Genomic DNA, 24,969 nt, shown 5'->3' with positions numbered 1-24,969 from the left:
GGGGTGCGGGGTCCATGGCGGCTGCGCGGGCGCGACCGGCCGCCGGATGACCAGGGGGGGTGTCATCCGTCAGCCGTCGCCGCCCGCTCAGCCGGGCGCGTCGATCGGGCCGGTGGCCTCCTCGGCGGGCGAACGGTCGATGTCGACGAGCGGGTGCAGGCGGCGGGTGTGGTCGACGACCCGAACGGGGCCCTCGAGCCGCACGGTGCGCGCGTGGACGAGATCGCCGCTCGAACGGGCGACGCTCAGCACCACGTCTCCGGGCTCGACGATGCGCGCGCCCGAGCGGGACGTGAACGACGCCAGGTCGGCGGGCACCGTGAACCGCACGTCGGCGAACGCCCCCGGATCGAGGTCGATCCGCGCGAAGCCGATCAGCCGCTGCACGGGCCGCACGACCGAGGCGACCGGATCGTGCAGGTACAGCTGCACGACCTCGGTTCCGGATCGACGGCCGGTGTTGCGCACGCGGACGCGCACGCGCGCGGCGCCGTCGGTCGGGATCGCGTCCTCCTCGCCGTCGAACGCGGACCAGTCGAACGCGGCGTACCCGAGCCCGTGGCCGAACGGGTACGCCGCGGTCGGGTCGACGTTCGACACGTCGCTCGCCCGGGCGAGCGGCGGGGCCAGGTACGTGGTCGGCTGCGAGCCGGGCGACGACGGCACCGAGACGGGGAGCCGCCCGGAGGGGTTCACGCGACCGCTCAGCACCCCGGCGATCGCGCCCGCGCCCTCCTCGCCCGCGAAGAACGCCTGGACGATGCCCGCGGCGTCCGTGGTCGCGCGGCCGAGGGCGTACGGCCGCCCGGCGAGCAGCGCGAGCACCGTCGGCGTCCCGGCGGCGAGCACCGCGTCGACGAGCTCCTGCTGCGCGCCCGGCAGGGCGAGCGACTCGGCGTCGCAGCCCTCGCCGCTCGTGCCGCGGCCGAAGAGCCCCGCGCGGTCGCCGAGCGCGAGCACGACGACGTCCGCCGACGCGGCCAGCGCGACGGCGTCCGCGAGGCCGTCGGTCTCGCCGCCGTCGACGGTGGTGCCGAGGGCGTGCCGGATGTCGCTGCCCGGGAACTCCGCGCGGATCGCCTCGAGCAGCGTGGGGATCGCGATGCCCATCTCGACGCCGGGGTGCTGCGTGACGACGTGGGTGGGGAACGAGTAGCAGCCGAGCATGGCGTACGGGTCGTCGGCGTTCGGGCCGATGACGGCGATGACGGATGGCGCGGCGCCGGACGCGGCGAGCGGCAGGGTCCCGTCGTTGCGGAGGAGCACCACCGCGCGCTCGGCGAGCTCGCGGGCGAGCTCCCGGTTGCCGGGCGGATCGAGGTCGATCGAGCCGCGGAGCGCTGCGGCATCCCTCGACGCGACGCCCTCGAGCGCCGGGGGCACCGGCGACCAGTCGGCGTCGAGCAGCCCGAGCTCGGCTTTCTGGCGGAGCACGCGCCGCAGGGCGACGTCGACGAGCGACATCGGCACGGCGCCGGCGGCGACCGCCGCCCGCAGCGGCTCGCCGAACGCCTTCACGGTGGGCAGCTCGACGTCGATGCCGGCCTCGAGCGCACCCGCCGCGGCATCCGCCCACGTGTCGGCGACGCCGTGCAGCAGCTTCAGGAACGCGACCGCGAAGTAGTCGGCGACCACGGTGCCGTCGAAGCCCCACGTCTCGCGCAGCAGCTCGGTGAGCAGCCACCGGTCGCCGGCCGACGGCACGCCGTCGAGGTCGGAGTAGGAGTTCATGACGCTGCGGGCGCCGCCCTCGCGCACCGCCATCTCGAACGGCGGGAGCAGCACGTCGGCGAGCTCGCGCGCGCCGATCGACACGGGCGCGAGGTTGCGCCCGGCCCTCGACGCCGAGTAGCCGACGAAATGCTTCAGCGTCGACACGACGCCGGATGCCTCGAGCCCCCGCACGTAGGCGGTGCCCACCGTCGCGACGAGGTACGGGTCCTCGCCGATGGTCTCCTCGACGCGGCCCCAGCGGGCGTCGCGCACGACGTCGAGCACGGGCGCGAGTCCCTGGTGCACGCCGACCGAGCGCATGTCGTCGCCGATGCGCCGCGCCATCCGCTCGACGATCGCGGGGTCGAACGTCGCGCCCCACGACAGCGGCACCGGGTAGGCGGTCGCGCCCCACGCGGCGAAGCCGGCGAGGCACTCGTCGTGCGCGATCGCCGGGATGCCGAAGCGGTTGGACGCGGTGATGCGCTCCTGCATGCGCACGAGCGAGAGCGCGCCGACCGCGGGGTCGACGGGCGCCGTGCCGAACGGACGCGTGATCTGCCCGAGGCCCGCCGGCAGCACGTCGTCGAGGTCGACGTCGTCGTTCAGGTCGTGCTGGTGGGGGGCGACGTCGGCGTGTCCGTCGTCGGAGGCGCCCACCCAGACGCCGTAGAGCTGCGCGAGCTTCTCGTCGAGGGTCATCTCGGCCAGGAGGGCCTCGACGCGCTCGTCGAGCGGGCGTGCGGCGTCGCGCCACGCGGCATCCCTCGTCGTGGCGGTCGTGGTCACGTCGTGCTGCGTCATCCCTTCACCGCCCCCTGCAGGCCGCCGACGATGCGGCGCTCGGCGGCGAGGAAGAACACGAGCGCCGGGATCATCGCGAGCGACGTGTACGCGAGCACCGCGGCGGTGTCCTGCGAGTACTGCGTCGAGAACTGCGTCACGCCCAGGGGCAGCGGCCACAGCTCCTGCGGCAGCGTGCCCGTGCTGATGACGAGCAGGGGGAGCAGGTATCCGTTCCAGCTGCCCACGAACGCGAGCACGCCGACCGTGACGAGGCCCGGCATCGACAGGGGCAGCAGGATGCGCCAGAAGAAGCCGAGGCGCGAGGCGCCGTCGATCTGCGCGGCCTCCTCGAGCTCGTCGGGGATGGCGCGCAGGAACGGCACGAGGATGATGATCGTCGTCGGCAGCGCGAACGCGATCGACGGGATGATCACCCCGAGGTACGTGCCGTGCAGGCCGAGCGTGCGCAGCAGCAGCGTGAGCGGCAGCGCGGCGACCGTGAGCGGGAACATGAGGCCGGCGGCGAAGAGCGTGTAGAGCCCCTCGCGGCCGCGGAAGTCGTAGCGGGCGATCACGAACGCGGCCATGATGCCGACGATGACGACCCCGAGGGTCGTGCCGCCGGCGAGGACGACGCTCGCGAACACGTTGCCCCAGAACCGCGGTGCGCCGAGGACCGTGGCCCAGTTCTGCAGGGTCCACGGATCCGGCAGGCCGGCCGGGTCGGCGTTGAGGTCGGCGGTCGTGCGGAATCCGCCGATGAAGACGTACAGCACCGGCCCGATGGCGATCGCCGCGACGACGAGCGCGACGAGGTAGACGATCGGCTGGCCCCAGTCGACGCCGCGCCCCGCGGGGCGCCGGGGCGGAAGGTCGTCGGGTGCCCGGCCGGTGGCGATGGCGGTGGTCGCGCTCATGTCAGCGCACTCCTCGGGTGATGGCGCCGGCGAGGTCGCGGCGGAGGGCGAGGCGCTGGTAGACCAGCGCCACGAAGAGGGAGATGAAGAAGAGGATGACGGCGATGGCGCTGCCGTAGCCCGGCTGGCCCGCGAACTGGCCCTGCTGCACCATGTACGTCGCCATGGTCTCGGTCGACATGCTGCGCACGGTCGGGGCGACGGTCACCCAGACCATGTCGAACAGCTGCAACGCGCCGATCATGGACAGGAAGGCCCAGATGCGGATGGTGGGCCCGAGCAGCGGGATCGTGATGTGCCGCTGGATCTGCCACCAGCTCGCGCCGTCGATGGCGGCGGCCTCGGAGAGTTCCTCGGGCACGCCCTGCAGGCCCGCGAGCATGAGGATGATCGCGAAGCCGAGGTACTTCCACGTGAGGATGAGGAAGAGGGTCCACAGGGCGATGTCGGGATCGGCCAGCCAGTTGCGCTGCAGCTCGCCGAGTCCGATCGCCTCGAGCGCCGCGTTGACGCCGCCGGTGGGCTGCAGCAGCAGCTTCCACGAGAGGCCGGCGATGACCTCGGCGAGCACGTACGGGACGAAGATGAGCAGCCGCAGGGCGGCACGTCCGCGCATCGGGCGGTTCAGCAGCAGCGCGATCGCGATGGCGAGCGGACCCTGGATCGCGAGCGAGAAGACGAGGATGAGGAAGTTGTTGCCGATGGCGCGGACGAACTCGGGGCTGCCGAACGCGCGCTCGTAGTTGGCGAGTCCGATGAACCGCTCGGGGTCGGCCAGGTGCTCCCAGCGGAACGCGGGAGGCAGGTTGTAGAGGCTGTACACCGCCGCGAGGATGACCGGCAGGATCACGAAGCCGAGGAAGAGGAACAGGGCCGGGCCCACCAGGACGGCGATCTCGATCCGCTGGCGCGCGGAGCCGGGGCGCCGGGGCCGGCGGCCCGGGGCGGGGGCCGGGCCCGCGGAGGTCGCGGGCCCGGCCGGGTTCAGGACTGCGGTCATGGTGCTACTGCGTCGCCGCAGCGTCCTCCATCTTGGTGACGATCTCCTCGGGCGTGCCGGCGCCGCCGAAGAGGTTCGTGATGCCCTCGTTCATGGCGTTGCCGACGGTGGTGCCGAAGGCCGTGTCGAACCAGAGCTGGACGAACGAGGCGTCGGCGAGGCCCTCGGCGACGGCCTTGAGGTTCTCGTCCTCGAGGGACTCCGTCGCGGCGGGCACGGTCGGGATGCCCGAGCCGCTCGCGGCGAACTTCGCCTGCACCTCTTCGCTCATGATGTACTCCAGCAGCTCGGCGCACTCCGGGGGCGCCTCGGCCGAGCAGCCGTAGCCGTCGCCGCCGCCGAGGGCCGCGGTCGGGTCGCCTGCGGCATCCGGAATGCCCGGGAAGGGGAACCAGCCGAGGAACTCGGGAACCTGCTGGTCGGCCGTGAGCCCGCCGATGACGCCGGCGTTCCAGTGGCCCATGAGCTCCATCGCGGCCTGGCCGTTGGCGATGAGGCCGGCCGAGCTGCCCGCGCCCTGCTGGGCGGGGGTGCCGAGGAAGCCCTCCTGGAACGGCTCGATCGCGAGGAACTCCTCGAGCTGCTCGCCCGCCTCGACCCAGCACTCGTCGCTGAAGTCGCTCTCGGCCTCGCCGGCCTGGAGCGCCTCGGGCGAGCAGGAGTGGAGCGCGAACTGGTACCACCAGTGGGCGGCCGGCCACTTGTCGCCCGCGCCGACGGCGATCGGCGTGATGCCCGCGTCCTTCAGCTGCCCGACGACGTCGACGAGCTCGTCGAGCGTCTCCGGCGGCGCGTCGATGCCGGCCTGCTCGAAGAGATCCTGGTTGTACCAGAAGCCCTCGATGCCGAAGGTGAAGGGGACGCCGTAGGTCTTCCCGTCGACCTGCCACGGGTTGATGGTCGCGCCGACGCTCTCGATGGTGTCGGGGATCTCGTCGTCGAGCGGCATGAGGTAGCCGTTCTCGACCTGGTCGCGGAGCTCGCCGCCCGGCCAGACCTGGAAGAGGTCCGGGGGATCGCCGGCGGCCAGGGCGTTCGGGATGAGGGTGCGCTGGAGCTCCTCGTTCTGGTAGCCGGTCTGCTCGACGTTGATGCCGGGGTGCTCGGCCTCGAACTCCTGGGCCACCTCCTCCCATACCTCGGGGAGGGGGCCGGTGGTGCCGTTGTGCCACCAGGTGAGGGTGACCTCGCCGTCACCGCCCTCGTCGCCGCCGTCGCCGGTGCTGCACGCGGTGAGGGAGGCGATTGCGAGGCCGGTCGCGGCGGTGAGCGTGACGAGCCTCATGGTGCTGCGTCTGTTCATCATTGAACCTCTCGAAAGTTTCGACCGCAACGTCGAAAGTGATCTGGACGCCTCGAATATACGCGCCGAGCGATTTGCGGTCAAGCGCAACAAATCTGACGCGCCTCCCCGCTGCGGGCCTGCCCCGTCCCTAGAGTGGATGCCGTGCCAGACCGGACCGGAAGTTTCGACGGCGTCCATCGCCGCAACCTCGCGCGCGTCCTGGGCCTCGTCCACGTCGAGGGCCCGCTCTCGCGTGCCCGGCTCACGGCGCTCACGGGGCTCAACCGCTCGACCATCGCCGCGCTCGCCGGCGAGCTCGTCGAGTTCGGGCTCGCCGAGGAGCGCGCGCCCGACCCCACGAACCGCGTCGGCCGCCCGTCGCCCGTGATCGCACCGGACCCGCGGCTCGTCGCCGTCGCCGTGAATCCCGAGGTCGACGCCGTCACGCTCGCCGCCGTGGGGCTCGGGGGCCGGATCGCAGCGCGCCGCCGCATCGACGTCGACGAGCTCGTCACGCCCGGACGGGTGGCGCGCCTCACCGCCGAGACGATCTCCGCATGGCGCGCCGACGAGCTGCGCCACGCCCGGTTCGCGGGGGTCGGCCTCGCGGTGCCCGGCCTCGTGCGCGCCGCGGACGGGCTCGTGCGTTTCGCGCCTCACCTCGAGTGGCGCGAGGTGCCCGTGCGGTCGTTCGTCGAGGAGGCCACGGGCCTGCCGGTCGCGATCGGCAACGACGCGAGCCTCGGCGCGATCGCCGAGCACCTCTTCGGCGCCGGTCGCGGCGTGGACGACCTGGTCTACCTCAACGGCGGTGCGAGCGGCATCGGCGGCGGGCTCGTCGTCAACGGTCGCCCGGTGGGCGGCACCAGCGGCTACGCGGGGGAGTTCGGGCAGAACCGGCCGGGCATCGCGGCATCCGCGGACCGCCGCGCGGAGGGCGGCGTGCTCGAGGACGAGGTGAGCCGGGCGCGCCTGCTCGAGGCGGTGGGGCTCCGCAGCGCCGACGAGCCGACGCTCGCGGCAGCCATCGGCGACGCCCTCGCGGCCGACGGCGAGCGAGGTGCGGCGATCGTCGAGGAGCTCGACCGCCAGCGCCGGATCCTCGCGACGGCGCTCGCCAATGCGGTCAACGTGCTGAACCCGTCGCTCGTGATCCTCGGCGGGTTCCTCGCCACGCTCGCCGAGCAGGACCCGGAGGCCCTGCGTGCGGCCGTCGCCGCCCAGGCGATGCCCGCCGCCGCGGAGGACGTCGGCCTCGTCGTCGCCGCGCTCGGCGAGGACCGACTCATGATCGGGGCGGCGGAGGCGGCGTTCGCGCCGCTGCTCGCCGACCCGCTCGCCGCCGCCGGCTGATCCGCTCGCCCGCGCCCGCCCGGACGCGAGGGGGCGGGCGGAAGGAGATCTCGCGCGACACTCCGCGGACCTGCGCCGACTCGCCGTACCGCGGGTCGAGGTTCCTTCGCCGCGTCGCGCCCGGCGGTCGCGCCGGGAATCGTTCCCGCTTGCGCGGAACCCGGGGGCGGCGGTTAGACTGTTCCGAGTCGAATCGATTCGAGCCGGATTCGGACCCGGCCGCGATTCCCGAGAGCGGCGCCCCACGGGCGCCGTTTCCGTTCGCCAGGCGCCCGACGGCGTGCGCCGCGCAGCACCCCCGACCGCACGACCGCCTCCAGCACGCCACGGGAACCAATGTCCACCGCTTCCATCCCCATCGTCCGACCCGACGACTTCGAGCCGAGCTCGGCGCGCCACCCCGGCGACCTGCTCAGCCGCGGTCAGCGGCTCGTCTACGTGCTCGTGCTCGGCGCGCTGACGGCGCTCGGGCCGTTCACGATCGACCTGTACCTGCCCGCGTTCCCCGCGCTCGAGGCCGAGCTCGGCGTGAACGCCGCCGCCATCCAGATCACGCTCACCGGCACCATGATCGGCTTCGGCCTGGGCCAGCTCGTCGTCGGCCCCTGGAGCGACAAGGTCGGCCGCCGACTGCCGCTCATCCTCGCGACGATCGTGCACATCGCGGCATCCGTCGCTGCGGCGCTCGCCCCCGACATCGCGTGGCTCACCGCGTTCCGCCTGCTGCAGGGGTTCGGCGCCGCCGCCGGCGGCGTCGTCGCGATGGCCATGGTGCGCGACCTGTTCGGCGGCAAGCCGCTTGTGCGCATGCTCTCGCGGCTCGCGCTCGTCGTCGGGCTCGCGCCCGTCGTCGCGCCCGTCGTGGGCTCGCAGCTCATGCAGGTCATGGACTGGCGCGGGCTCTTCTGGGTGCTCGGCGCCTACGGCCTCGTCGTCGTGCTCGCCGTCACGTTCCTCATCGTCGAGACCCTGCCCGAGTCGCGTCGGCACGTCGCCGGCCACTCGTCGATGCGCGACCGCTACCGGGCGCTGTTCCGCGACCGCGTCTACCTCGGCGCCGCGCTGGTGGGCGGCATGACCTTCACGGGCCTGTTCGCCTACCTGTCGACCTCGTCGTTCCTGTTCCAGCAGGTGTACGAGTTCTCGCCGCAGGAGTACGGCATCCTCTTCGCCGTGAACTCGATCGGCGTCGTGGTCGGCGTCCAGGTGTCGTCGCGGCTGATCCGCGGGCCGATCCCGCCGCAGTACATCATCGCGGGCACCACCGTGGTGCACCTCGCGATGGCGCTCGCCATCGTCGTGCTCGACAGCTCGGGAGCCGGGTTCTGGGGCACCGCCATCCCGCTGTGGATCTACATCGCGGCCTGCGGCTTCACGTTCCCGGCCGTGCAGGTGCTCGCGCTCGCGAACCACGGCGCCGAGGCCGGCACGGCGGCCTCGCTGCTCGGCGCCCTCAACTTCGGCCTCGCGGGCGCGCTCTCGCCCCTCGCGGGGGTCTTCGGCGTCGGCACCGCGGTGCCCATGGCCGTCGTCATGGGCGGCGCCGCGGTGATCGCCGTGGCGTCGGTGTGGCTGCTCGTGCGGCCGTCGACGGTGCCGGCCCTGTCCGACTGACGTGTTCCGCGCTACGCTCGCACCCGGATGGAACGGAGCGGGGCAGTGGGTTCAGCGGAGCGGTTCGAGGTGCGCCGGGCGACGGCCGCCGATGCGCACGTCGTCGGGGGGCTGCTCTTCGACTTCAACACGGAGTTCGAGTCGCCGACGCCCTCCGCCGAGGAGTTCGCACGGCGGTTCGCCGGGCTGCTGCCGCGCGACGACGTGATCGTGCTGCTCGCCGAGGACTCCGAGCCCGCCGGCTTCGCCTACCTCACCCTCCGGCCCACGCCGTACGGAGACGGGCCGCTCGCGCAGCTCGAGGAGCTGTACGTCCGACCCGGGCTCCGCGACCGCGGCATCGGCACCGACCTGCTCACGCGCGCCCTCGCGGAGGTCGCCGACCGCAGCGCGATCGAGATGCACATCAACGTCGACGAGGTCGACGTCGACACCCGGCGATTCTACGAGCGCCACGGCTTCGTCAACATCGAGCCGGGCGCCGACTACCGCATGCTCTTCTACATCCGCGAGCTGTGACGCGCGGGGGCGGCGCCGCAGGAGGCACGCGGCATCCGTTCTCAGGCCCTTCCCGTCTCGGCGACTAGCGTTGGAGGATGAGCGCACCGGACGGACCCGACGAGCCCACGCCCGAGCCGCCCGCCTCCGCGGGGGCCGCGACGCCGCACCGCGGGCGGGGGTTGCGCGCGCAGGCGGCGAGCATGACCGAGGGCCGCGCGGCGGCCCGCGCCGACGAGCTGAACCCGCGGGCGCGCGAGGTGCGCACCGAGTACGTCGGGCGCTTCGTCCCGCTCGCCGTCGGCATCACGTCGGTCGTGATCGCGGCGCTGCTGGGCCTCATCCTCGTGATCCGCGCCGACACGCTCTTCGAGATCGACGAGGAGTGGGCCGAGGACGTCTTCGAGCTCCGCGGCGGGATCGGCGACCTCTTCGCGTTCGGCATGGACGCCCTCGGCGGCGGGATCGCGGGCGTGTTCGTCGTCCCGATCCTGACCGCGCTCATCCTGCTCGCCGTGCGCCGGCCCTGGGCGGCCCTGTTCTTCGTCGTGGCGTCGGCGGCGAGCGCCGGCGTGGTGCAGCTGCTGAAGAACCTGTTCGGTCGTGCCCGCCCGGAGGACATGCTCGTGGCCTCCGACTTCGGCTCGTTCCCGTCCGGGCACGTGGCCAACGCGGCGACGATCGCCGTCGCGATCGGCATCATCGTGCCGAAGCTCTGGGTGTGGATCGTCGGCGCGATCTACACGATCCTCATGGCGATCAGCCGCACCTACCTCGGCGTCCACTGGTTCACCGACACGATCGGCGGGATGCTCATCGGCGCGGGCGTCGCCCTGCTCGTCTGGACGCTGTTCGCGCGACGGCTCGAGCGTGAACGCCTCGATCGGGCGGCGAGGATCGCCGAGCGCAACCGGCTGCGCGCCGAGGCGCACGTCACTCCGCCGGCACGCCCCCGCGAGACCGCGACGTCGCGCGAGCCGGCGTCGACGGCCTGACCGCGGCCGCCTCGACGAGCTGCAGCACGCGCGCGGCGACGCCGACCGCGATCGCGGCCGGTTCCTTCGAGCGGATGCCGTCGATGCCGATGGGGGTCGTGACGCGCTCGAGCGCGGCATCGTCGTGCCCCGCCTCGCGCAGCCGAGCCCGGAACCGGGCCCACTTGGAGCGCGAGCCGATGAGCCCGATCGACCCGAGCCCGGGCGTGCGGAGCGCCATGTCGCAGATCGCCAGGTCCTCGGCGTGGTCGTGCGTCATCACGAGCACGTGCGCGCCGGCGGGCAGCTCGGTCAGCGCGGCCTCCGGCACCGGGAGGTGGTGCAGCCGGAGGTCGGCGACGACGTCGGCGAACGGCCCGGTCCTGCCGGGCACGCCGATCCGGTCGGGCGAGAGCATCTCCGCCCGCGAGTCGACCAGGTCGAGCCGCAGCGGGTGCCGCGCGAGCACCCGGGCGAGCTCGAGCCCCACGTGGCCCAGGCCGAAGACGGCGACGACGGGCACCACCGGCACGGGCTCGAGCAGCATGGTCACCTCGCCCCCGCAGCACTGCACGCCGTAGTCGACGACCGCCTTGTCGCTCAGCGTGAGCGTGAGCAGCTCGGGCTCCACCGCGCCGGCGTCGAGCATCTCGCGGGCGCGCCGGACGGCCGTCTCCTCGAGGTTGCCGCCGCCCACGCTGCCGAACGCGTCGGACGACGCGACGACCATCTTCGCCCCGCCGTTCCGCGGGGCGTGCCCGCGCACGGTCGCGAGCGTGACGAGCACCGCGGGCGTGCGGGAGTCGCGGAGTCGCTGCAACGCGTCGAGCCAGTCCATCGCCGTTCCCCTCAGCTTCCGGCCGTGACGGATGCCGCGGCATCCGTCACGGTCTCGCCGGCCGTCTCGTCGACCGGCGCACCCGCGTCCCGCGCCGCCTCGATCGCCCAGAAGACGGCCTCGGGCGTCGCCGGCGAGGCGAGCTCCACGCTGCGCCCGGCCGGCCCGAACGCCCCGACCGCCTCGCGGATCGCCTCGCGCACGCTGAACGCGAGCATGAAGGGGGGCTCGCCGACGGCCTTCGAACCGTAGACCGCGCCGTCCTCGCGCGCGCGCTCGAGGAAGTGCACGTTGAGCTCGTCCGGCAGCTCCGAGAAGCTCGGCAGCTTGTACGTGCTCGCGGACTGCGTGAGCAGGCGCCCGCGGCCCGGCCCGTCGGTCTCGTCCCAGCGCAGCTCCTCGAGCATGAGCCATCCGGCGCCCTGCATGAAGGCGCCCTCGACCTGCCCGAGGTCGACGAGCGGCGAGAGCGAGTCGCCGACGTCGTGCACGATGTCGACGCGGCGCAGGCGCGTCGCGCCCGTGAACCCGTCGACCTCGACCTCGGCCGCCGCGGCGCCGTACGCGAAGTACCTGAACGGCGTGCCCTGCATGGTCGCCGGGTCCCAGCCGAGGCCCTCGGTGCGGTAGAAGCCCGCCGCCCAGAGCTGCACGCGCTCGTGGTACGCCGTCTCGACGAGCTCGGCGAACGCCATACCACGCTCGGTGGCGGATGACGCGACGATCCCGTCGGCGAAGCGGATGTCGCCGGGGTCGCCGCCGAGGTGCGCCGCCGCCACGTCGGCGAGGCGGTCGCGGATCTGGTCGCACGCGTGCTTGACCGCGCCGCCGTTGAGGTCGGCGCCGGACGACGCGGCGGTCGCCGAGGTGTTCGGCACCTTGTCGGTGCGCGTCGGCGCGAGGCGCACCGCGGCGAGCGGCACCCCGAGGGCGGTCGCGGCGACCTGGAGCATCTTGGTGTGCAGGCCCTGGCCGAGTTCGGTGCCGCCGTGGTTCACGAGCACCGAGCCGTCCTTGTAGACGTGGACGAGCGCGCCGGCCTGGTTGTAGGCGGTGAACGTGAACGAGATGCCGAACTTCACCGGGGTCATGGCGAGGCCGCGCTTGACATCGGGGCTCCCGGCGTTGAACCGCGCGATCGCGGCGCGGCGCTCGTCGAACGCGCTCTCGGTGCGCACCCGCTCCCAGATCTCCTGCAGGCGCTCGGCGTGGCGCACCTCCTGGCCGTAGGGGGTGGTCTGGCCCGGCCGGTACAGGTTGCGCTCGCGGAGCGTCGCGGCGTCGATGCCCAGTCGCGGTGCGACCCGGCCGAGGATGTCCTCGATCACGAACATCCCCTGCGGTCCGCCGAACCCGCGGAACGCCGTCTGCGACGTCTTGTTGGTCTTGGCGATGCGGCCGTGCACGGCGATGTCGGGGATCCAGTACGCGTTGTCGACGTGGCACAGCGCGCGACCGAGCACCGGCTCGGACAGGTCGAGGCTCCAGCCGCCGTCGGCGGTGAGCGTCGCCTCGAGCGCGAGGATGCGGCCGTCGTCGTCGAATCCGGCGCGCCAGGTCGCGTGGTAGGGGTGGCGCTTGCCGGTCATCGTGAGGTCCTGCGTGCGCGTGAGTCGCACCCTGACGGGCCGGCCGGTGCGCACCGCCCCGAGTGCGGCGACCGCTCCGAGCCCGTGCGGCTGCATCTCCTTGCCGCCGAACCCGCCGCCGAGCCGCAGCACCTGCACGGTGACGCGGTGCGCGGGCACGCCGAGGACGTGCGCCACGATCTCCTGCGTCTCCGACGGGTGCTGCGTGCTCGAGTCGAGGAACACCTGCCCCTCGGAGTCGACGTGCGCGAGCGACGCGTGGGTCTCGAGGTAGAAGTGCTCCTGCCCGCCGACGAAGCTCTCGCCCTCGACGACGTGGGGCGCGTTCGCGAGGGCGGATGCCGCGTCGCCGCGCCGGACGGTGGGCGCGAAGCCCTGGAACGACCCCTGCTCGACGGCCTCCGCGATGGTGACGATCGACGGGAGCGGCTCGTACTCGACGCGGACCGCGGCCGCGCCGCGCCGGGCCGCCTCGGCGGACTCGCCGAGGACCCACGCGAGCGCGTGCCCGTGGTAGCGCGCCTCATCGGGGAACAGCGGCTCGTCGCCCTTCGCGCCCGCGTCGTTCACGCCCGGCACGTCGGCCTCCGTGAGCACGTGCACGACGCCGGGCACTTCGAGCGCGGGCGCGACGTCGAGCCGGATCCGCGCATGCGCATGCTCGGACTGGACGGGCCACGCGGTGAGCACTCCGGCGCGCCGGGCGGCGAGGTCGTCGGTGTAGGTGGCGACGCCGGTCGCGTGCTGGGCGGCGCTCTCGTGGGCGACGCGGCGCCCGACGACCGCGCCGTCGGGACGTGCGGCGAGCTCGCTCATGCCGGCACCTCCTCGCGAGCGGTGTTCCGGTACAGCTTGAGCAGCGCCCGGTTCAGCATCAGCGCGCGGTACTCGGCGCTCGCACGGTGGTCGGACATGGGCGTGCCCTCGCCGCCGAGCACGGAGGCCGCCTCGCGGATCGCGTCGAGGTCCCACCGGCGTCCGGTCAGCGCGGCCTCGGTCGCGCGCGCCCGGATCGGCGTCGCGGCGACGCCGCCGAGCCCGATCCGCGCCGCGGCGACCGTGCCGTCGTCGCCCAGGTCGATCGCGAAGCCGACGGCGACGCTCGAGATGTCGTCGTACCGGCGCTTGGCGACCTTGTGGAAGGCGGCGAGGTTCGCGAGCGGCAGCGGGATCCGGACGGCGCGGATGAGCTCGTCCGGCCGTCGGACGGTCTCCCGGTAGCCCGTGAAGTACTCGGCGAGGTCGACCTCGCGCTCGCCGTCGGGCGACACGAGCCGCAGGCGCGCGTCGAGGGCGAGCAGTGCCGTGGCCGCGTCGCCGATGGGGGAGGCGGTGCCGAGGTTGCCGCCGAGCGTCGCCCGGTTGCGGATCAGCGGCGACGCGAACTGCGGGAAGAGCGCGTCGAGCAGGGGCACGCGTCCGCCGAGCCGGCGCTGCACCTCGCTGAGGCTCAGCGCCGCGCCCACCTCGATCGCCGAGTCGGTCGCGTGCAGCTCGCGGAGCTCGGTCAGGTGCTCGATCGCGACGGTGAGCGGGGTGCGGCGACCGCGCAGGTTCACGTCGACGCCCCAGTCGGTCGAGCCGGCGATCACGGTGGCGCCGGGTTCGTCGTGGAGCATCCGGAGCGCCTCGTCGAGGTCGCGGGGCCGGACGAAGCGTTCGCCGTCGTGCTCGACGCGCGTGGCGCGCGGCGGGGGCGCCGGCCGTTCCCGGCGCGCGGCGAGCGGGTCGGCCGCGTCGGGCGCGCCGAGCGAGAAGGCCGCGTCGCGGATCGGGCGGTACCCCGTGCAGCGGCACAGGTTGCCGGCGAGCGCGTGGAGGTCGAAGTCGTTCGGTCCGTGGTCGTGCGCGGGGTGCGCGGGCTCTCGGGTGTGCGGTTCGCGGCGAGCGGATGCCGCGGCCTCCGTCGTCCCAGTCGCCCCGCGGCCCGGCCGATAGAACTCCGCGGCCATGCTGCAGGCGAACCCCGGCGTGCAGTACCCGCACTGGGAGCCGCCGTCGGCCGCGAGCGCGGCCTGCACCGGATGCGGGGCCTCGGGCGTCCCGAGCCCCTCGGCCGTGACGACCTCCTGCCCGTCGAGCGCGGCGATCGGGAGCAGGCACGCGTTCACGGCGGTCCACGCGGTGCCGCCGTCGTCGGCGGGCGCGGCGACGAGCACCGAGCACGCTCCGCACTCGCCCTCGGCGCAGCCCTCCTTGGCGCCCGTGAGCCCCCTCGACCGGAGCCAGTCGAGCGTCGTCGTGTGGGCGGCCACCTCCCCGTCCGCGAGCTCGACTCCGTTGACGGTCACGACGATGTGCTGCATCCGCACCCCCTTTCGGCGAGTCTACGCCCGACGTCTTCGGCCTCGTCCGGTGACGCGGCGGGGGCTCGTGCGTCAAGATGAGGCTGGGCGCGCGGAGCAGGGCGCCCGCAGCCGGAGGGGAGCGGTCGACGCATGACGATCGAGATCGGCGGCGCCGCGGACGTCGCGGGCGGGGCGGAGATCCTCACCGACGACGCGCTCGCGTTCGTCGAGGAACTGCACCGGCGGTTCGAACCGCGGCGGCGGGAGCTGCTCGCCGCGCGTCGCGCCCGACGCGAGCGCATCGCGGCCGGTGAGCCGCTCGACTTCCTCGCCGAGACCGTAGAGGTGCGGGCGGGCGACTGGCGGGTGCCGCCGCCTCCCGAGCCGCTCGCCGACCGTCGCGTCGAGATCACCGGGCCGGCGTCGCCCGCCAAGATGGCCATCAACGCGCTGAACTCGGGCGCCCGCGTCTGGCTCGCCGACCTCGAGGACGCGTCGAGCCCGACCTGGGCGAACGTCGTGGGCAGCGTCCTGGCGCTGCGCGACGCCGCGCGCGGCACGCTGGCCTGGACCTCGCCCGAGGGCAGGGCGTATCGCCTCCGCGACGACGTCCGCCGTCCGACGGTCGTCACGCGACCGCGCGGCTGGCACCTCCCCGAGAAGCACGTGCGCATCGACGGCGAGCGCGCCTCGGCCGCGCTGGTCGACTTCGGGCTGCACTTCTTCCACACCGCGCAGCCCCTCATCGACCGCGGCGACGGGCCGTACTACTACCTGCCGAAGCTCGAGGGCCACCTCGAGGCGAGGCTCTGGAACGACGTGTTCGTGCTCGCGCAGGATCGCCTCGGCATCCCGCAGGGCACGATCCGCGCGACGGTGCTCATCGAGACGATCACCGCGGCGTTCGAGATGGACGAGATCCTGTTCGAGTTGCGCCACCACGCCTCGGGCCTGAACGCCGGGCGCTGGGACTACCTGTTCAGCATCATCAAGGTGTTCCGGGACGCCGGCCCCGAGTTCGTCGTGCCCGACCGCGCGTCGGTGTCGATGACCGCGCCGTTCATGCGCGCCTACACCGACCTGCTCGTGCGGACCTGCCACCGTCGCGGTGCGGTCGCGATGGGCGGGATGGCGGCCTTCGTGCCGAACCGCGCCGACCCGGAGGCGACCGCGCTGGCGTTCGAGAAGGTGCGGGCCGACAAGGCGCGCGAGGCCGGCGACGGCTTCGACGGGTCGTGGGTCGCGCACCCCGACCTGGTGCCGGTCTGCCGCGAGGTCTTCGACGCGGTCCTCGGCGAGCGGCCGAACCAGCTCGACCGGCAGCGGGCCGAGGTCGACGTGTCGGCGGCCGAGCTGCTCGACGTCGCCTCCGCCGGCGGCGCCGTCACCGAGGCGGGGCTGCGCACCAACCTCTCGGTGGCCGTCGCGTACACCGCGGCGTGGCTCCAGGGCAGCGGCGCAGTCGCGTTGCACAGCCTGATGGAGGATGCCGCGACGGCCGAGATCTCGAGGTCGCAGGTGTGGCAGCACGTGCGGCACGGCGTCGTGCTCGCCGACACCGGCCGCACGGTGACGCGCGAGCTCGTGCGCGAGGTGCTCGACGAGGAGGTCGCCGCGCTGCGCGCCGACGTGCCGCCCGACCGGTTCGCCGCGTCGTGGGAACCCGCCGCACGACTCGTGGCCGACCTCGTGCTCGCCGACGACTACGTCGACTTCCTCACCCTGCCCGCGTACGAGCTGCTCGGATGAACGCGCGCCCCGCCCTGCCGGCCGACGTGCTCACCGCGATCGGGGCCCGGCTCGCCGACACCGATCGGCTGCTCGCGACCGCGTACCCGGGCGACGCCGGCACCCGGCAGCCCGTCCACACCGTCTACGTGCCCGGCGATCGGTACGAGCCCGCGCTGCCCGCGCGCTGGGGTCGCGACGCGCTCGACGCCGTCGCGGCGGCCGGCGGGCTCGAGGCGCTCGCGATCGACGTGGGGCTCGCGCCGTCGATCGCCGCCGAGGTCGCGCCGCTCGTGGAGCGCAAGCTCGCGCGCGAGCCGATCGAGGATCTCCGGATCGACTTCGAGGACGGCTACGGCGACCGCGGCGACGACGCCGAGGACGCCGACGCGGTGCGCGCCGCCGAGGGTGTGGCGGCGGCGGTCGCGGCGGACGCGGCGCCGCCGTTCATCGGGATCCGGTTCAAGTCGTTCGAGGCGGCCACGCGCGTCCGCGGCATCCGGACCCTCGACCTGGTCGTCACGACCCTGGTCGAGCGGGGCGGGCTGCCCGACGGCCTCGCGCTCACCCTCCCCAAGGTCTCCACGGTCGCCCAGGTCGAGGCGATGGCCGAGGTCGTCGCGGCACTCGAACGCGTGCACGGGCTCCCCGAGGGGCGGTTGCGCTTCGAGGTGCAGGTCGAGACGCCCCAGCTCGTGCTCGGCGCCGACGGCACCGCACCCGTCGCGCGCCTCGCGGCCGCCGCGCCCGGGCGCATCGCAGGGCTGCACTACGGCACCTACGACTACAGCGCCGCGCTCGGCATCGCGGCACCGGACCAGTCCCTCGAGCACCCGGCGGCCGACCACGCGAAGCTCGTCATGCAGGTCGCGGTCGCGGGCACCGGCATCCGGCTCTCGGACGGGTCGACGAACGTGCTGCCCGTCGGCGACCGCGCACGCGAGGCGTGGCGGCTGCACGCCCGGCTCGTGCGCCGGGCGCTCGAGCGCGGCTTCGTGCAGGGCTGGGACCTGCACCCGGCGCAGCTGCCGACCCGATACCTCGCGACGTACGCGTACGCCCGCGAGGCCTACCCCGCCGTCGCCGCGCGCCTGCGCCACGTGCACGACCGCACGGCCGGCGCCGTGCTCGACGAGCCCGCGACCGTGCGCGCGCTCGCCCGGTTCGTGCGCCGCGGCGTCGACTGCGGCGCGATCACGACCGCCGAGGTCGCCGCCGACACGGGCCTCGACGACGGGACGCTCGCCGAGTGGGCGAGCCCGAGGCGCACGACGGGCTGAGCGGATGCCGCGGCGCGCACGATCCACGGACGAGGAGGTCCCATGAGCGACACCCCGAGCTACTTCACGCCGGCCGGCGGCCTGCCCGGGCAGTCGGAGCTGCTCACCGACCGCGCGATCGTCACCGAGGCGTACACCGTCATCCCGAAGGGCGTGCTGCGCGACATCGTCACGAGCGCGCTGCCGGGCTTCACGCGCACGCGCTCGTGGATCCTCGCCCGGCCCATCGCGGGATTCGCCACGACGTTCGCGCAGCTCATCGTCGAGATCGCGCCCGGCGGCGGGGCCGACCGACCCGAGGCGGAGCCCGGGGTCGAGGGAGTCCTGTTCGTGACGGCCGGGGAGCTCACCCTCGGGCTCGACGGCGGCCGACGCGTGCTCGGTCCGGGCGGGTACGCCTACCTCGCCGCCGGGACGGCGTGGTCGGTCGCGAACGAGGGCGACGCGCCCACCTCGTTCCACTGGATCCGCAAGGCCTACGAGCCCGTCGAGGGCATCGCGGCCCCCACCTCGTTCGTCACGAGCGACACCGAGGTCCGAGCGGAGCCCATGCCGGGCACGGACGGCGCGTGGGCCACGACGCGCTTCGTCGACCCGGGCGACCTCGCGCACGACCTGCACGTGAACCTCGTGACGTTCCAGCCCGGCGGGTCGATCCCCTTCGCCGAGACCCACGTCATGGAGCACGGCATCTTCGTGCTCGAGGGCAAGGGCGTGTACCGCCTGAACGGCGACTGGGTCGAGGTCGAGGCGGGCGACTTCATGTGGCTGCGCGCGTTCTGCCCGCAGGCGTGCTACGCCGGCGGGCCGGGCCCGTTCCGCTACCTGCTCTACAAGGACGTCAACCGCCAGGTGCGACTCACCGATCCGGCGACCGGCCGGGCCGCGAGCCGATGGGGGTGAGCGAGCGGATGCCGCGACCCGGGCCCGGCGCGCACGGCGCCGCCGCGGCATCCGACCGCTTCGATCTCGTGCTCACCGGGGAGCGGGTGCTCGTCGACGGCGCGTTCACGGCGGCCGAGGTCGGCGTGCGGGACGGCGTCGTCGCATGGATCGACCGCCCGGGCGCCGGACTGGCCGGGGCGCGCCGGGCGGACCTCGCCGAGGACGAGGTGCTCATCCCCGGCCTCGTCGACACGCACGTGCACGTGAACGAGCCGGGCCGCACCGAGTGGGAGGGGTTCGCGAGCGCGACGCGCGCCGCCGCGGCCGGCGGCGTCACCACGATCGTCGACATGCCGCTGAACAGCATCCCGCCCACGGTCGACGTGGCCGCGCTCGACGCCAAGCGCGCGGCGGCCCGGGGGCGCGTGTTCGTCGACGTGGGGTTCTGGGGCGGGATCGTGCCGGGCAACCACGACGACCTGCTGCCCCTCGACGCGGCGGGCGTGTTCGGGTTCAAGTGCTTCCTCGCCGACTCGGGCGTCCCCGAGTTCCCGCCCGTCTCCGTCGAGGAGATGGCGCGCGCGATGTCTGCGCTCGCCGGCACCGGATCGCTCGTGATCGTGCACGCCGAGGACGGTGCGCTCCTCGCGGCGGCGCCCCACCCGCACAGCCCGGTCTTCGCCGACTTCCTCGCCTCGCGACCGCGGGCCGCCGAGGACGCCGCGGTCGCCGCGGTCGTCGACGCCGCCCGGCGGACCGGGGCGCGCTCGCACATCCTGCACCTCAGCTCGGCCGATGCGCTCGCGGCGATCGTGCGCGCGAAGCGCGAGGGCGTGCCCATCACGGCCGAGACCTGCCCGCACTACCTCGTGCTCACCGCCGAGGAGGTGCCGCCCGGTGCGACGGCGTACAAATGCTGCCCGCCCATCCGCGAGGCGACGAATCGCGACGCGCTGTGGCGCGGGCTCGAGGACGGCGTCATCGACTTCGTGGTCTCGGACCACTCGCCCGCGCCGGCCGCGATGAAGCTCGCCGCCGGCGGCGACTTCGCCGTGGCGTGGGGCGGGATCGCCTCGCTGCAGCTCGGGCTGCCGCTGGTGTGGACCGAGGCGCGCCGCCGCGGCATCCGCCTCGAACGCGTCGTGGACTGGATGGCGGCCTCGTCCGCCCGCCGGGTCGGGCTCGCGGCCAAGGGCGCGATCGAGGTGGGGCGCGCGGCCGACTTCGCGGTGGTCGCGCCCGACGCGTCGTTCACGGTGGATGCGGCGACGCTCGAGCACCGGCATCCCGTGACGCCGTACGACGGGCGCCGGCTCGACGGCGTGGTCCGTGCGACGTACCTCGCGGGCGTACCCGTGGATCGCGCCGTGCCGCGTGGCCGGCTGCTCGTTCGCGACGTCCTGCGGGCAGAATCGGGGGATGGTGCGGGCGATGACGCTTGACGAGTTCAACCGGGCCGGTCGCGACGAGGCGATCGCCCTGCTGCGACCCTGCCTCGACGTGGAGCGTTGGTGCGCCGCGCTCGCGGACGCGCGCCCCTACCACTCGGTGGACGCCCTGGTCGCCGCCGCCGAGGCGGCCGCGTCGCCGTTCACCTCGGCGGAGATCGAGGGCGCGCTCGCGCACCATCCGCGCATCGGCGAACGCCCTGCCGGCCAGGGCGCCGAGGCCGCGATGTCGCGTGCCGAGCAGTCCGGCGTCGACGCCTCGGACGCCGAGGTCGCCGCCGCGCTCGCGGAGGGCAATCGCGCCTACGAGGAGCGGTTCGGGCGCGTGTTCCTCATCCGCGCTGCGGGCCGGTCGTCGCGCGACATCCTCGACGCGCTCACCGCCAGGCTCGCGCACACGCCCGACGAGGAGGAACCCGTGGTCGCGGAGCAGCTCCGCCAGATCGCCGTCCGCCGGCTGAAGGGACTTCTCGCATGACCACCCCGAGCGCCTCGCGCATCACGACCCATGTGCTCGACGCGACCTCCGGGCGTCCGGCGGAGGGCGTCGGCGTCGAACTGCTGGTCCGCGACGGCGAGTCGTGGGCGTCGCTCGACGCGGCCGTCACCGACGCCGACGGCCGCGTGTCGCGCATCGGCCCCGACGACCTGCCGCCCGGGGCCTACCGGCTGCGCTTCGACACCGCGACGTGGTTCGCAGACCGCGGGATCGACGCCTTCTACCCGGAAGTGGTGCTCACCTTCCACGTCGCCGACGACGGCCGGCACGTGCATGCGCCGCTGCTGCTCAGCCCGTTCGCCTACTCGACCTACCGAGGGAGCTGACATGCCCGACCCCGCGATCGTCCTCGGCGCGAACCGCTACGGCAAGGCGGAGGTGCGCGTCGTCAAGGTCACGCGCGACACCGACCGTCACGAGATCGACGACCTCGACGTCACGTCGCAGCTGAGCGGCGACTTCGCCGCGGCCCACCTCGAGGGCGACAACCGGAACGTCGTGCCGACCGACACCCAGAAGAACACGATCTTCGCCTTCGCACGCGACGGCATCGGCGCGCCCGAGGAGTTCCTGCTCCGACTGGCCGACCACTTCACGAGCTCGTTCCAGTGCGTGACCGGCGGGCGCTGGGTGGCCGAGCAGTACGCCTGGACCCGCATCCAGGCGCACGGAGCCGAGCACGAGCACGCGTTCGTGCGCACGGGGCAGGAGGTGCGCACGGCGGTCGTCGTGGCGGACGGCGACGACCGGCACGTCATCGCCGGGATCCAGGGCCTCAGGGTGCTGAAGACCACCGGTGCGGGATTCGAGGGCTATCCGAAGGACCGGTACACGACGCTCGCCGAGACGCGCGAGCGCATCCTCGCGACCGAGGTGACGGCGAGGTGGCGCTACGGCGAGGCGGGCGTCGACTACGACGCGGCGTACGACGCCGTGCGGGGCCTGCTGCTCGAGGCGTTCGCCGATCGGTTCTCGACGGCGTTGCAGGCGACGCTGTTCGACATGGGGCGGCGGGTGCTCGAGGAGCGGGCGGAGATCGCCGAGATCCGGTTCTCGATGCCGAACAACCACCACTTCCTCGTCGACCTCTCGCCCTTCGGGCTCGACAACCCCGGCGAGGTCTTCTACGCCGCCGACCGGCCGTACGGCCTGATCGAGGCCGCGGTCGTGCGAGAGGGCGTGCCGAGCCCAGCGGTCGCGTGGGAGGCGCTCGCGCCGTTCTGCTGACGTCACCGCTGCCATCCCGCCCATTCCTGCCCCGGGGGAGGAACTTCGGCCCCGAACCCGCCGCGGCATGCCGCGCCACGCCGTGCGCTCGGCCGATCCTCCTCCCAGCGCCACCCGGCAGCCCTCCTCCCCACGCGGTTTCGCGTCTCCGAGTGCCGTCGAGGCGCCGGTCCGGCGGCGTGGGCCCCGCCGACGTCGCACCCTCGTTGCATGCCCGATCCCCTCAGCACACTCGCCCGGCTCGGTCACGTCGCGCGCGAACGCACGCTCACCGCAGCCGGGGTCGGCAGCGTCCGGATCGCGGGGGCGGTCGAAGAGGGGAGCGTGTTCCGTCCCAGGAACGGGTGGATCGCGACACCGTCTGCCGACCGGGAGCAACTGACGGCGGTCGCCGTGGGCGCGCCGATCGGGTGCGTCTCCGCACTCCGTCGGCTCGGCGTCTGGGCCGGCGACGATGTGCTGCACCTGCACGCACCGGCGTCGTCCGGGCACGTCGACCCCGATGCCGGGATCGCACGCTGGTCGGGCACGCGTTCGGCGTGCCCGTGCTCCGGCCGAGTGCGCGGCACGTCACGGAGGACTGGCCGACGGTGTTCGCGGCGGTATCCCGCGCGGTGGCGGATGCCACGTTCGTGCGCGCTGCACGAGGGCTGCCGCCGGTGCTGGGATGAGCGGGAGGACCAATGCCGCACACGCCGACCGGGGAGGTCCCGCCGCGCCGCGCTCGACGAGAAGTTCCTCCGTTCCGGTCCTCAAGTTGTCCAACTGGACAATTAATCCGAAGACGGCTACCGTCGTCAGCATGCGAATCCTCCTCATCGGTGCGGGGGGCGTCGGCGATGCGATCGCCAAGATCGCCGCCCGCCGCGACTTCTTCGAGCTCATCGTCGTGAGCGACTACGACGAATCCCGTGCACGTCGCACGGTCGACTGGATCGCCGCGAAGCACGGCGACGCCGTCGCCGCCCGGTTCGCGACGGCGCAGGTCGACGCGAGCGACCCCGAGGTCGTGGCATCCGTCGCTCGCGAGCACCGCGCCACGCACGTCGTGAACGCGGTCGAGCCGAAGTTCGTGCCGTCGATCTTCCGTGGCGCACTCGCCGCGGGCGCCGACTACCTCGACATGGCGATGAGCCTCTCGGAGCCGCACCCCACCGAACCGTACGCCGAGCCCGGTGTGAAGCTCGGCGACGACCAGTTCGCGCAGGCCGACGACTGGGAGAAGGCGGGTCGCCTCGCGCTCGTCGGCATGGGCGTCGAGCCCGGGCTCTCCGACGTGTTCGCACGGTACGCCGCCGACCACCTCTTCAGCGAGATCGACGAGCTCGGCACGCGCGACGGCGCCAACCTCGTCGTGCGCGACGACGCCGGGAACGAGATCTTCGCGCCGTCGTTCTCGATCTGGACCACGATCGAGGAGTGCCTCAACCCGCCGGTCGTGTGGGAGAAGGACCGCGGCTGGTACACGACGCCGCCGTTCAGCGAGCCCGAGGTCTTCGAGTTCCCGGAGGGCATCGGTCCCGTCGAGTGCGTCAACGTCGAGCACGAGGAGGTGCTCCTCATGCCGCGCTGGGTTGACGCGAAGCGCGTCACGTTCAAGTACGGCCTCGGCGACGAGTTCATCGGCGTGCTGAAGACGCTGAACCTGCTGGGGCTCGACAAGACCGCGCCGATCCGCGTGCGCAGCGCGAACGGCCCCGTCGAGGTCGCGCCCCGCGACGTGGTGGCCGCGGCGCTGCCCGACCCCGCGACGATCGGCCCGCGCATGACCGGGAAGACCTGCGCGGGCGTGTGGGTGACCGGCACCGGCACGGACGGCGCGCCGCGCGAGGTCTACCTCTACCACGTCAGTGACAACGAGTGGACGATGCGCGAGTACGAGGCGCAGTGCGTCGTGTGGCAGACCGCGCTGAACCCGGTCATCGCGCTCGAGCTGCTCGCGACGGGCGCCTGGCAGGGCGTGGGCGTCCTCGGTCCCGAGGCGTTCGACGCGCAGCCGTTCCTCGAGCTCATGGCGCGCGCCGAGTCCGACGGCGGCTACGGCCAGCCCTGGGGCATGGAGGACCGACTGGCCCGCTGATCGCTGTCCCGTGCCGCCCTCGCGGCCGCCGCACTCGAACCGGGTCCGAGACGCCAGGCGCGGGCGCGATAGGGTCCCGAGCATGACGGATGCCGCGACCCGCGACCGCGCGCACGCGCTCGCCGACGACGCCGACCGGCGCGCCGGCATCCGCACGCGGGAGGCCCGACGGGACGAGCTGGCCGGCGCCCTCGCACGCTTCGACGCGACGTGGGGCGCCGGCCGCACCGTCGACCTCGCATCGCTCAGGGCGATCGATCACGCCGGCAGCACCGTCCTCGTCGCCGTCCCCGAACCGGGGCGGGCGGATGCCGCGGCCGAGCTCGCCGCGCCCGGCGACGCGCCGATCGGGGCCGCGCTCGGGTTCCTCGGCTGGGCCGACGGGCTCCACGTCCACTCGCACATGAACGCCGTCGACCCGCGAGCGCGGGGGCGCGGCGTCGGCGTCGCATTGAAGCTGCGCCAGCGTGCGATCTGCCTCGATCACGGCGTCGACGAGGTGCGCTGGACCTACGACCCCCTCATCCGCCGGAACGCACGCATGAACCTCGTGCGACTCGGCGCCGAGGTCATGGCGTACCGCCCGGACTTCTACGGCGAGCTGCGGGACGCCATCTCGGGCGGCGATCGCAGCGACCGCTTCGAGGTCCGCTGGCGGCTCCGCTCACCGAGGGTCGAGCGCGCGCTCGAGCGGATGCCGCAACCGCACTGGCGCGCCGAGGGCGGACTGCGGCTCGTCGCCGACTTCGAGGCGGTGCGCACCGAGGATCCCCGCGCCGCGGCGGCCCTGCGTGACGCGTCGCGCGAGGCGTTCGCCGCGCTCGCCGACGGCCGGCTCCGCCCGGAGCTCGACGCGTCGGGCGACTACGTGTTCACCGCCGACGACCCCGACCGTCCTCCCGGCGGCGAGCGGCGCTGACGGGGCCGGCGCCCTCCCGCGGCCGGCTGCACGGACGCACGACGTGGG

General features: G+C 73.9%; 20 protein-coding genes. 13 read left to right on the top strand and 7 right to left on the bottom strand.

The window, feature by feature from the left end:
• Nucleotides 1-87 precede the first annotated feature (87 nt).
• The 4 genes from WBQ80_RS06270 to WBQ80_RS06255 are packed head-to-tail and all read right to left on the bottom strand — an operon-like array spanning nucleotide 88 to nucleotide 5,719.
• Nucleotides 88-2,517 carry a beta-glucosidase family protein gene (locus WBQ80_RS06270; protein ID WP_336572638.1) on the bottom strand — a complete coding sequence of 810 codons (2,430 nt, stop codon included), beginning with the start codon at nucleotides 2,515-2,517 and terminating at the stop codon, nucleotides 88-90.
• Nucleotides 2,514-3,416 carry a carbohydrate ABC transporter permease gene (locus WBQ80_RS06265; RefSeq protein ID WP_336572637.1) on the bottom strand — a complete coding sequence of 301 codons (903 nt, stop codon included), beginning with the start codon at nucleotides 3,414-3,416 and terminating at the stop codon, nucleotides 2,514-2,516. The genes WBQ80_RS06270 and WBQ80_RS06265 overlap by 4 nt, the downstream gene beginning before the upstream one ends.
• A gap of 1 nt (nucleotide 3,417) precedes the next feature.
• The gene (locus WBQ80_RS06260; protein WP_337282493.1) at nucleotides 3,418-4,416 is read right to left on the bottom strand and encodes a carbohydrate ABC transporter permease; all 999 of its coding nucleotides are present in this window, start codon (nucleotides 4,414-4,416) and stop codon (nucleotides 3,418-3,420) included.
• Between the two features lie 4 nt (nucleotides 4,417-4,420).
• Nucleotides 4,421-5,719 carry an ABC transporter substrate-binding protein gene (locus tag WBQ80_RS06255; RefSeq protein ID WP_336572635.1) on the bottom strand — a complete coding sequence of 433 codons (1,299 nt, stop codon included), beginning with the start codon at nucleotides 5,717-5,719 and terminating at the stop codon, nucleotides 4,421-4,423.
• Nucleotides 5,720-5,854: 135 nt separating this feature from the next.
• Between WBQ80_RS06255 and WBQ80_RS06250 the strand changes: the two genes are divergently transcribed.
• The 4 genes from WBQ80_RS06250 to WBQ80_RS06235 all read left to right on the top strand — a co-directional run bounded on the left by WBQ80_RS06250 (nucleotide 5,855) and on the right by WBQ80_RS06235 (nucleotide 10,161).
• Entirely contained in the window at nucleotides 5,855-7,054 is a 1,200-nt protein-coding gene (locus tag WBQ80_RS06250) for an ROK family protein (RefSeq protein ID WP_442892716.1), read from the top strand.
• Between the two features lie 336 nt (nucleotides 7,055-7,390).
• Nucleotides 7,391-8,668: a multidrug effflux MFS transporter gene (locus WBQ80_RS06245; protein WP_336572633.1), complete on the top strand. Its 1,278-nt coding sequence runs from the start codon at nucleotides 7,391-7,393 to the stop codon at nucleotides 8,666-8,668.
• A gap of 45 nt (nucleotides 8,669-8,713) precedes the next feature.
• Nucleotides 8,714-9,187, top strand: a complete 474-nt coding sequence (locus WBQ80_RS06240; RefSeq protein ID WP_336572632.1) for a GNAT family N-acetyltransferase — start codon at nucleotides 8,714-8,716, stop codon at nucleotides 9,185-9,187.
• Between the two features lie 77 nt (nucleotides 9,188-9,264).
• On the top strand, nucleotides 9,265-10,161 hold the full coding sequence (locus WBQ80_RS06235) for a phosphatase PAP2 family protein (protein ID WP_336572631.1): 897 nt from the start codon (nucleotides 9,265-9,267) through the stop codon (nucleotides 10,159-10,161).
• Here the strand turns inward: WBQ80_RS06235 and xdhC are convergent.
• The 3 genes from xdhC to WBQ80_RS06220 are packed head-to-tail and all read right to left on the bottom strand — an operon-like array spanning nucleotide 10,100 to nucleotide 14,873.
• On the bottom strand, nucleotides 10,100-10,978 hold the full coding sequence (gene xdhC / locus WBQ80_RS06230) for a xanthine dehydrogenase accessory protein XdhC (RefSeq protein ID WP_336572630.1): 879 nt from the start codon (nucleotides 10,976-10,978) through the stop codon (nucleotides 10,100-10,102). The genes WBQ80_RS06235 and xdhC overlap by 62 nt on opposite strands.
• An 11-nt stretch (nucleotides 10,979-10,989) precedes the next feature.
• A complete protein-coding gene (xdhB, locus tag WBQ80_RS06225) occupies nucleotides 10,990-13,383 on the bottom strand; it encodes a xanthine dehydrogenase molybdopterin binding subunit (protein WP_336572629.1) in 2,394 nt (797 codons plus the stop codon).
• Nucleotides 13,380-14,873 carry a xanthine dehydrogenase small subunit gene (locus WBQ80_RS06220; protein ID WP_336572628.1) on the bottom strand — a complete coding sequence of 498 codons (1,494 nt, stop codon included), beginning with the start codon at nucleotides 14,871-14,873 and terminating at the stop codon, nucleotides 13,380-13,382. The genes xdhB and WBQ80_RS06220 overlap by 4 nt, the downstream gene beginning before the upstream one ends.
• Nucleotides 14,874-15,005: 132 nt before the next feature.
• On the opposite strand from WBQ80_RS06220, the gene aceB reads away from it, so the two are divergent.
• From aceB to WBQ80_RS06175, 9 genes are all read left to right on the top strand, one after another.
• Nucleotides 15,006-16,604 (top strand): malate synthase A, encoded by a 1,599-nt coding sequence (gene aceB / locus WBQ80_RS06215; RefSeq protein WP_336572627.1) that lies wholly within the window; start codon nucleotides 15,006-15,008, stop codon nucleotides 16,602-16,604.
• On the top strand, nucleotides 16,601-17,863 hold the full coding sequence (locus WBQ80_RS06210) for a DUF6986 family protein (protein WP_336572626.1): 1,263 nt from the start codon (nucleotides 16,601-16,603) through the stop codon (nucleotides 17,861-17,863). Before aceB ends, WBQ80_RS06210 begins: the two co-directional genes overlap by 4 nt.
• A 42-nt stretch (nucleotides 17,864-17,905) precedes the next feature.
• On the top strand, nucleotides 17,906-18,766 hold the full coding sequence (locus WBQ80_RS06205; RefSeq protein ID WP_336572625.1) for a bifunctional allantoicase/(S)-ureidoglycine aminohydrolase: 861 nt from the start codon (nucleotides 17,906-17,908) through the stop codon (nucleotides 18,764-18,766).
• An 8-nt stretch (nucleotides 18,767-18,774) separates the two neighbouring features.
• Complete coding sequence (gene allB / locus WBQ80_RS06200) at nucleotides 18,775-20,190, top strand: allantoinase AllB (protein ID WP_336572662.1); 1,416 nt, start codon at nucleotides 18,775-18,777, stop codon at nucleotides 20,188-20,190.
• Entirely contained in the window at nucleotides 20,180-20,674 is a 495-nt protein-coding gene (uraD, locus tag WBQ80_RS06195) for a 2-oxo-4-hydroxy-4-carboxy-5-ureidoimidazoline decarboxylase (RefSeq protein WP_336572624.1), read from the top strand. The genes allB and uraD overlap by 11 nt, the downstream gene beginning before the upstream one ends.
• Nucleotides 20,671-21,021 carry a hydroxyisourate hydrolase gene (gene uraH / locus WBQ80_RS06190; protein WP_336572623.1) on the top strand — a complete coding sequence of 117 codons (351 nt, stop codon included), beginning with the start codon at nucleotides 20,671-20,673 and terminating at the stop codon, nucleotides 21,019-21,021. Before uraD ends, uraH begins: the two co-directional genes overlap by 4 nt.
• A 1-nt stretch (nucleotide 21,022) precedes the next feature.
• Nucleotides 21,023-21,922 carry a factor-independent urate hydroxylase gene (pucL, locus tag WBQ80_RS06185; RefSeq protein WP_336572622.1) on the top strand — a complete coding sequence of 300 codons (900 nt, stop codon included), beginning with the start codon at nucleotides 21,023-21,025 and terminating at the stop codon, nucleotides 21,920-21,922.
• An 802-nt stretch (nucleotides 21,923-22,724) separates the two neighbouring features.
• Nucleotides 22,725-24,002 carry a saccharopine dehydrogenase family protein gene (locus tag WBQ80_RS06180; RefSeq protein WP_337282492.1) on the top strand — a complete coding sequence of 426 codons (1,278 nt, stop codon included), beginning with the start codon at nucleotides 22,725-22,727 and terminating at the stop codon, nucleotides 24,000-24,002.
• Between the two features lie 82 nt (nucleotides 24,003-24,084).
• Nucleotides 24,085-24,921, top strand: coding sequence for a hypothetical protein (locus WBQ80_RS06175; RefSeq protein ID WP_336571311.1), 837 nt, complete (start codon nucleotides 24,085-24,087; stop codon nucleotides 24,919-24,921).
• Nucleotides 24,922-24,969: the final 48 nt, after the last annotated feature.

This window comes from Agromyces sp. CCNWLW213, assembly GCF_037199545.1.
Taxonomy (GTDB): Bacteria; Actinomycetota; Actinomycetes; order Actinomycetales; family Microbacteriaceae; genus Agromyces.
The sequence above is the reverse complement of the archived record's forward strand: the minus strand, read 5'-3'. Positions and strand labels throughout refer to the sequence as shown.

Coding starts and splice junctions, on each gene's coding strand:
- WBQ80_RS06270 (WP_336572638.1), bottom strand. CDS start 2,517: ATGACGCAGCACGACGTGACCACGACCGCCACGACGAGGGATGCCGCG.
- WBQ80_RS06265 (WP_336572637.1), bottom strand. CDS start 3,416: ATGAGCGCGACCACCGCCATCGCCACCGGCCGGGCACCCGACGACCTT.
- WBQ80_RS06260 (WP_337282493.1), bottom strand. CDS start 4,416: ATGACCGCAGTCCTGAACCCGGCCGGGCCCGCGACCTCCGCGGGCCCG.
- WBQ80_RS06255 (WP_336572635.1), bottom strand. CDS start 5,719: ATGAACAGACGCAGCACCATGAGGCTCGTCACGCTCACCGCCGCGACC.
- WBQ80_RS06245 (WP_336572633.1), top strand. CDS start 7,391: ATGTCCACCGCTTCCATCCCCATCGTCCGACCCGACGACTTCGAGCCG.
- WBQ80_RS06235 (WP_336572631.1), top strand. CDS start 9,265: ATGAGCGCACCGGACGGACCCGACGAGCCCACGCCCGAGCCGCCCGCC.
- xdhC (WP_336572630.1), bottom strand. CDS start 10,978: ATGGACTGGCTCGACGCGTTGCAGCGACTCCGCGACTCCCGCACGCCC.
- xdhB (WP_336572629.1), bottom strand. CDS start 13,383: ATGAGCGAGCTCGCCGCACGTCCCGACGGCGCGGTCGTCGGGCGCCGC.
- WBQ80_RS06220 (WP_336572628.1), bottom strand. CDS start 14,873: ATGCAGCACATCGTCGTGACCGTCAACGGAGTCGAGCTCGCGGACGGG.
- aceB (WP_336572627.1), top strand. CDS start 15,006: ATGACGATCGAGATCGGCGGCGCCGCGGACGTCGCGGGCGGGGCGGAG.
- WBQ80_RS06210 (WP_336572626.1), top strand. CDS start 16,601: ATGAACGCGCGCCCCGCCCTGCCGGCCGACGTGCTCACCGCGATCGGG.
- WBQ80_RS06205 (WP_336572625.1), top strand. CDS start 17,906: ATGAGCGACACCCCGAGCTACTTCACGCCGGCCGGCGGCCTGCCCGGG.
- allB (WP_336572662.1), top strand. CDS start 18,775: ATGCCGCGACCCGGGCCCGGCGCGCACGGCGCCGCCGCGGCATCCGAC.
- uraD (WP_336572624.1), top strand. CDS start 20,180: ATGACGCTTGACGAGTTCAACCGGGCCGGTCGCGACGAGGCGATCGCC.
- uraH (WP_336572623.1), top strand. CDS start 20,671: ATGACCACCCCGAGCGCCTCGCGCATCACGACCCATGTGCTCGACGCG.
- pucL (WP_336572622.1), top strand. CDS start 21,023: ATGCCCGACCCCGCGATCGTCCTCGGCGCGAACCGCTACGGCAAGGCG.
- WBQ80_RS06180 (WP_337282492.1), top strand. CDS start 22,725: ATGCGAATCCTCCTCATCGGTGCGGGGGGCGTCGGCGATGCGATCGCC.
- WBQ80_RS06175 (WP_336571311.1), top strand. CDS start 24,085: ATGACGGATGCCGCGACCCGCGACCGCGCGCACGCGCTCGCCGACGAC.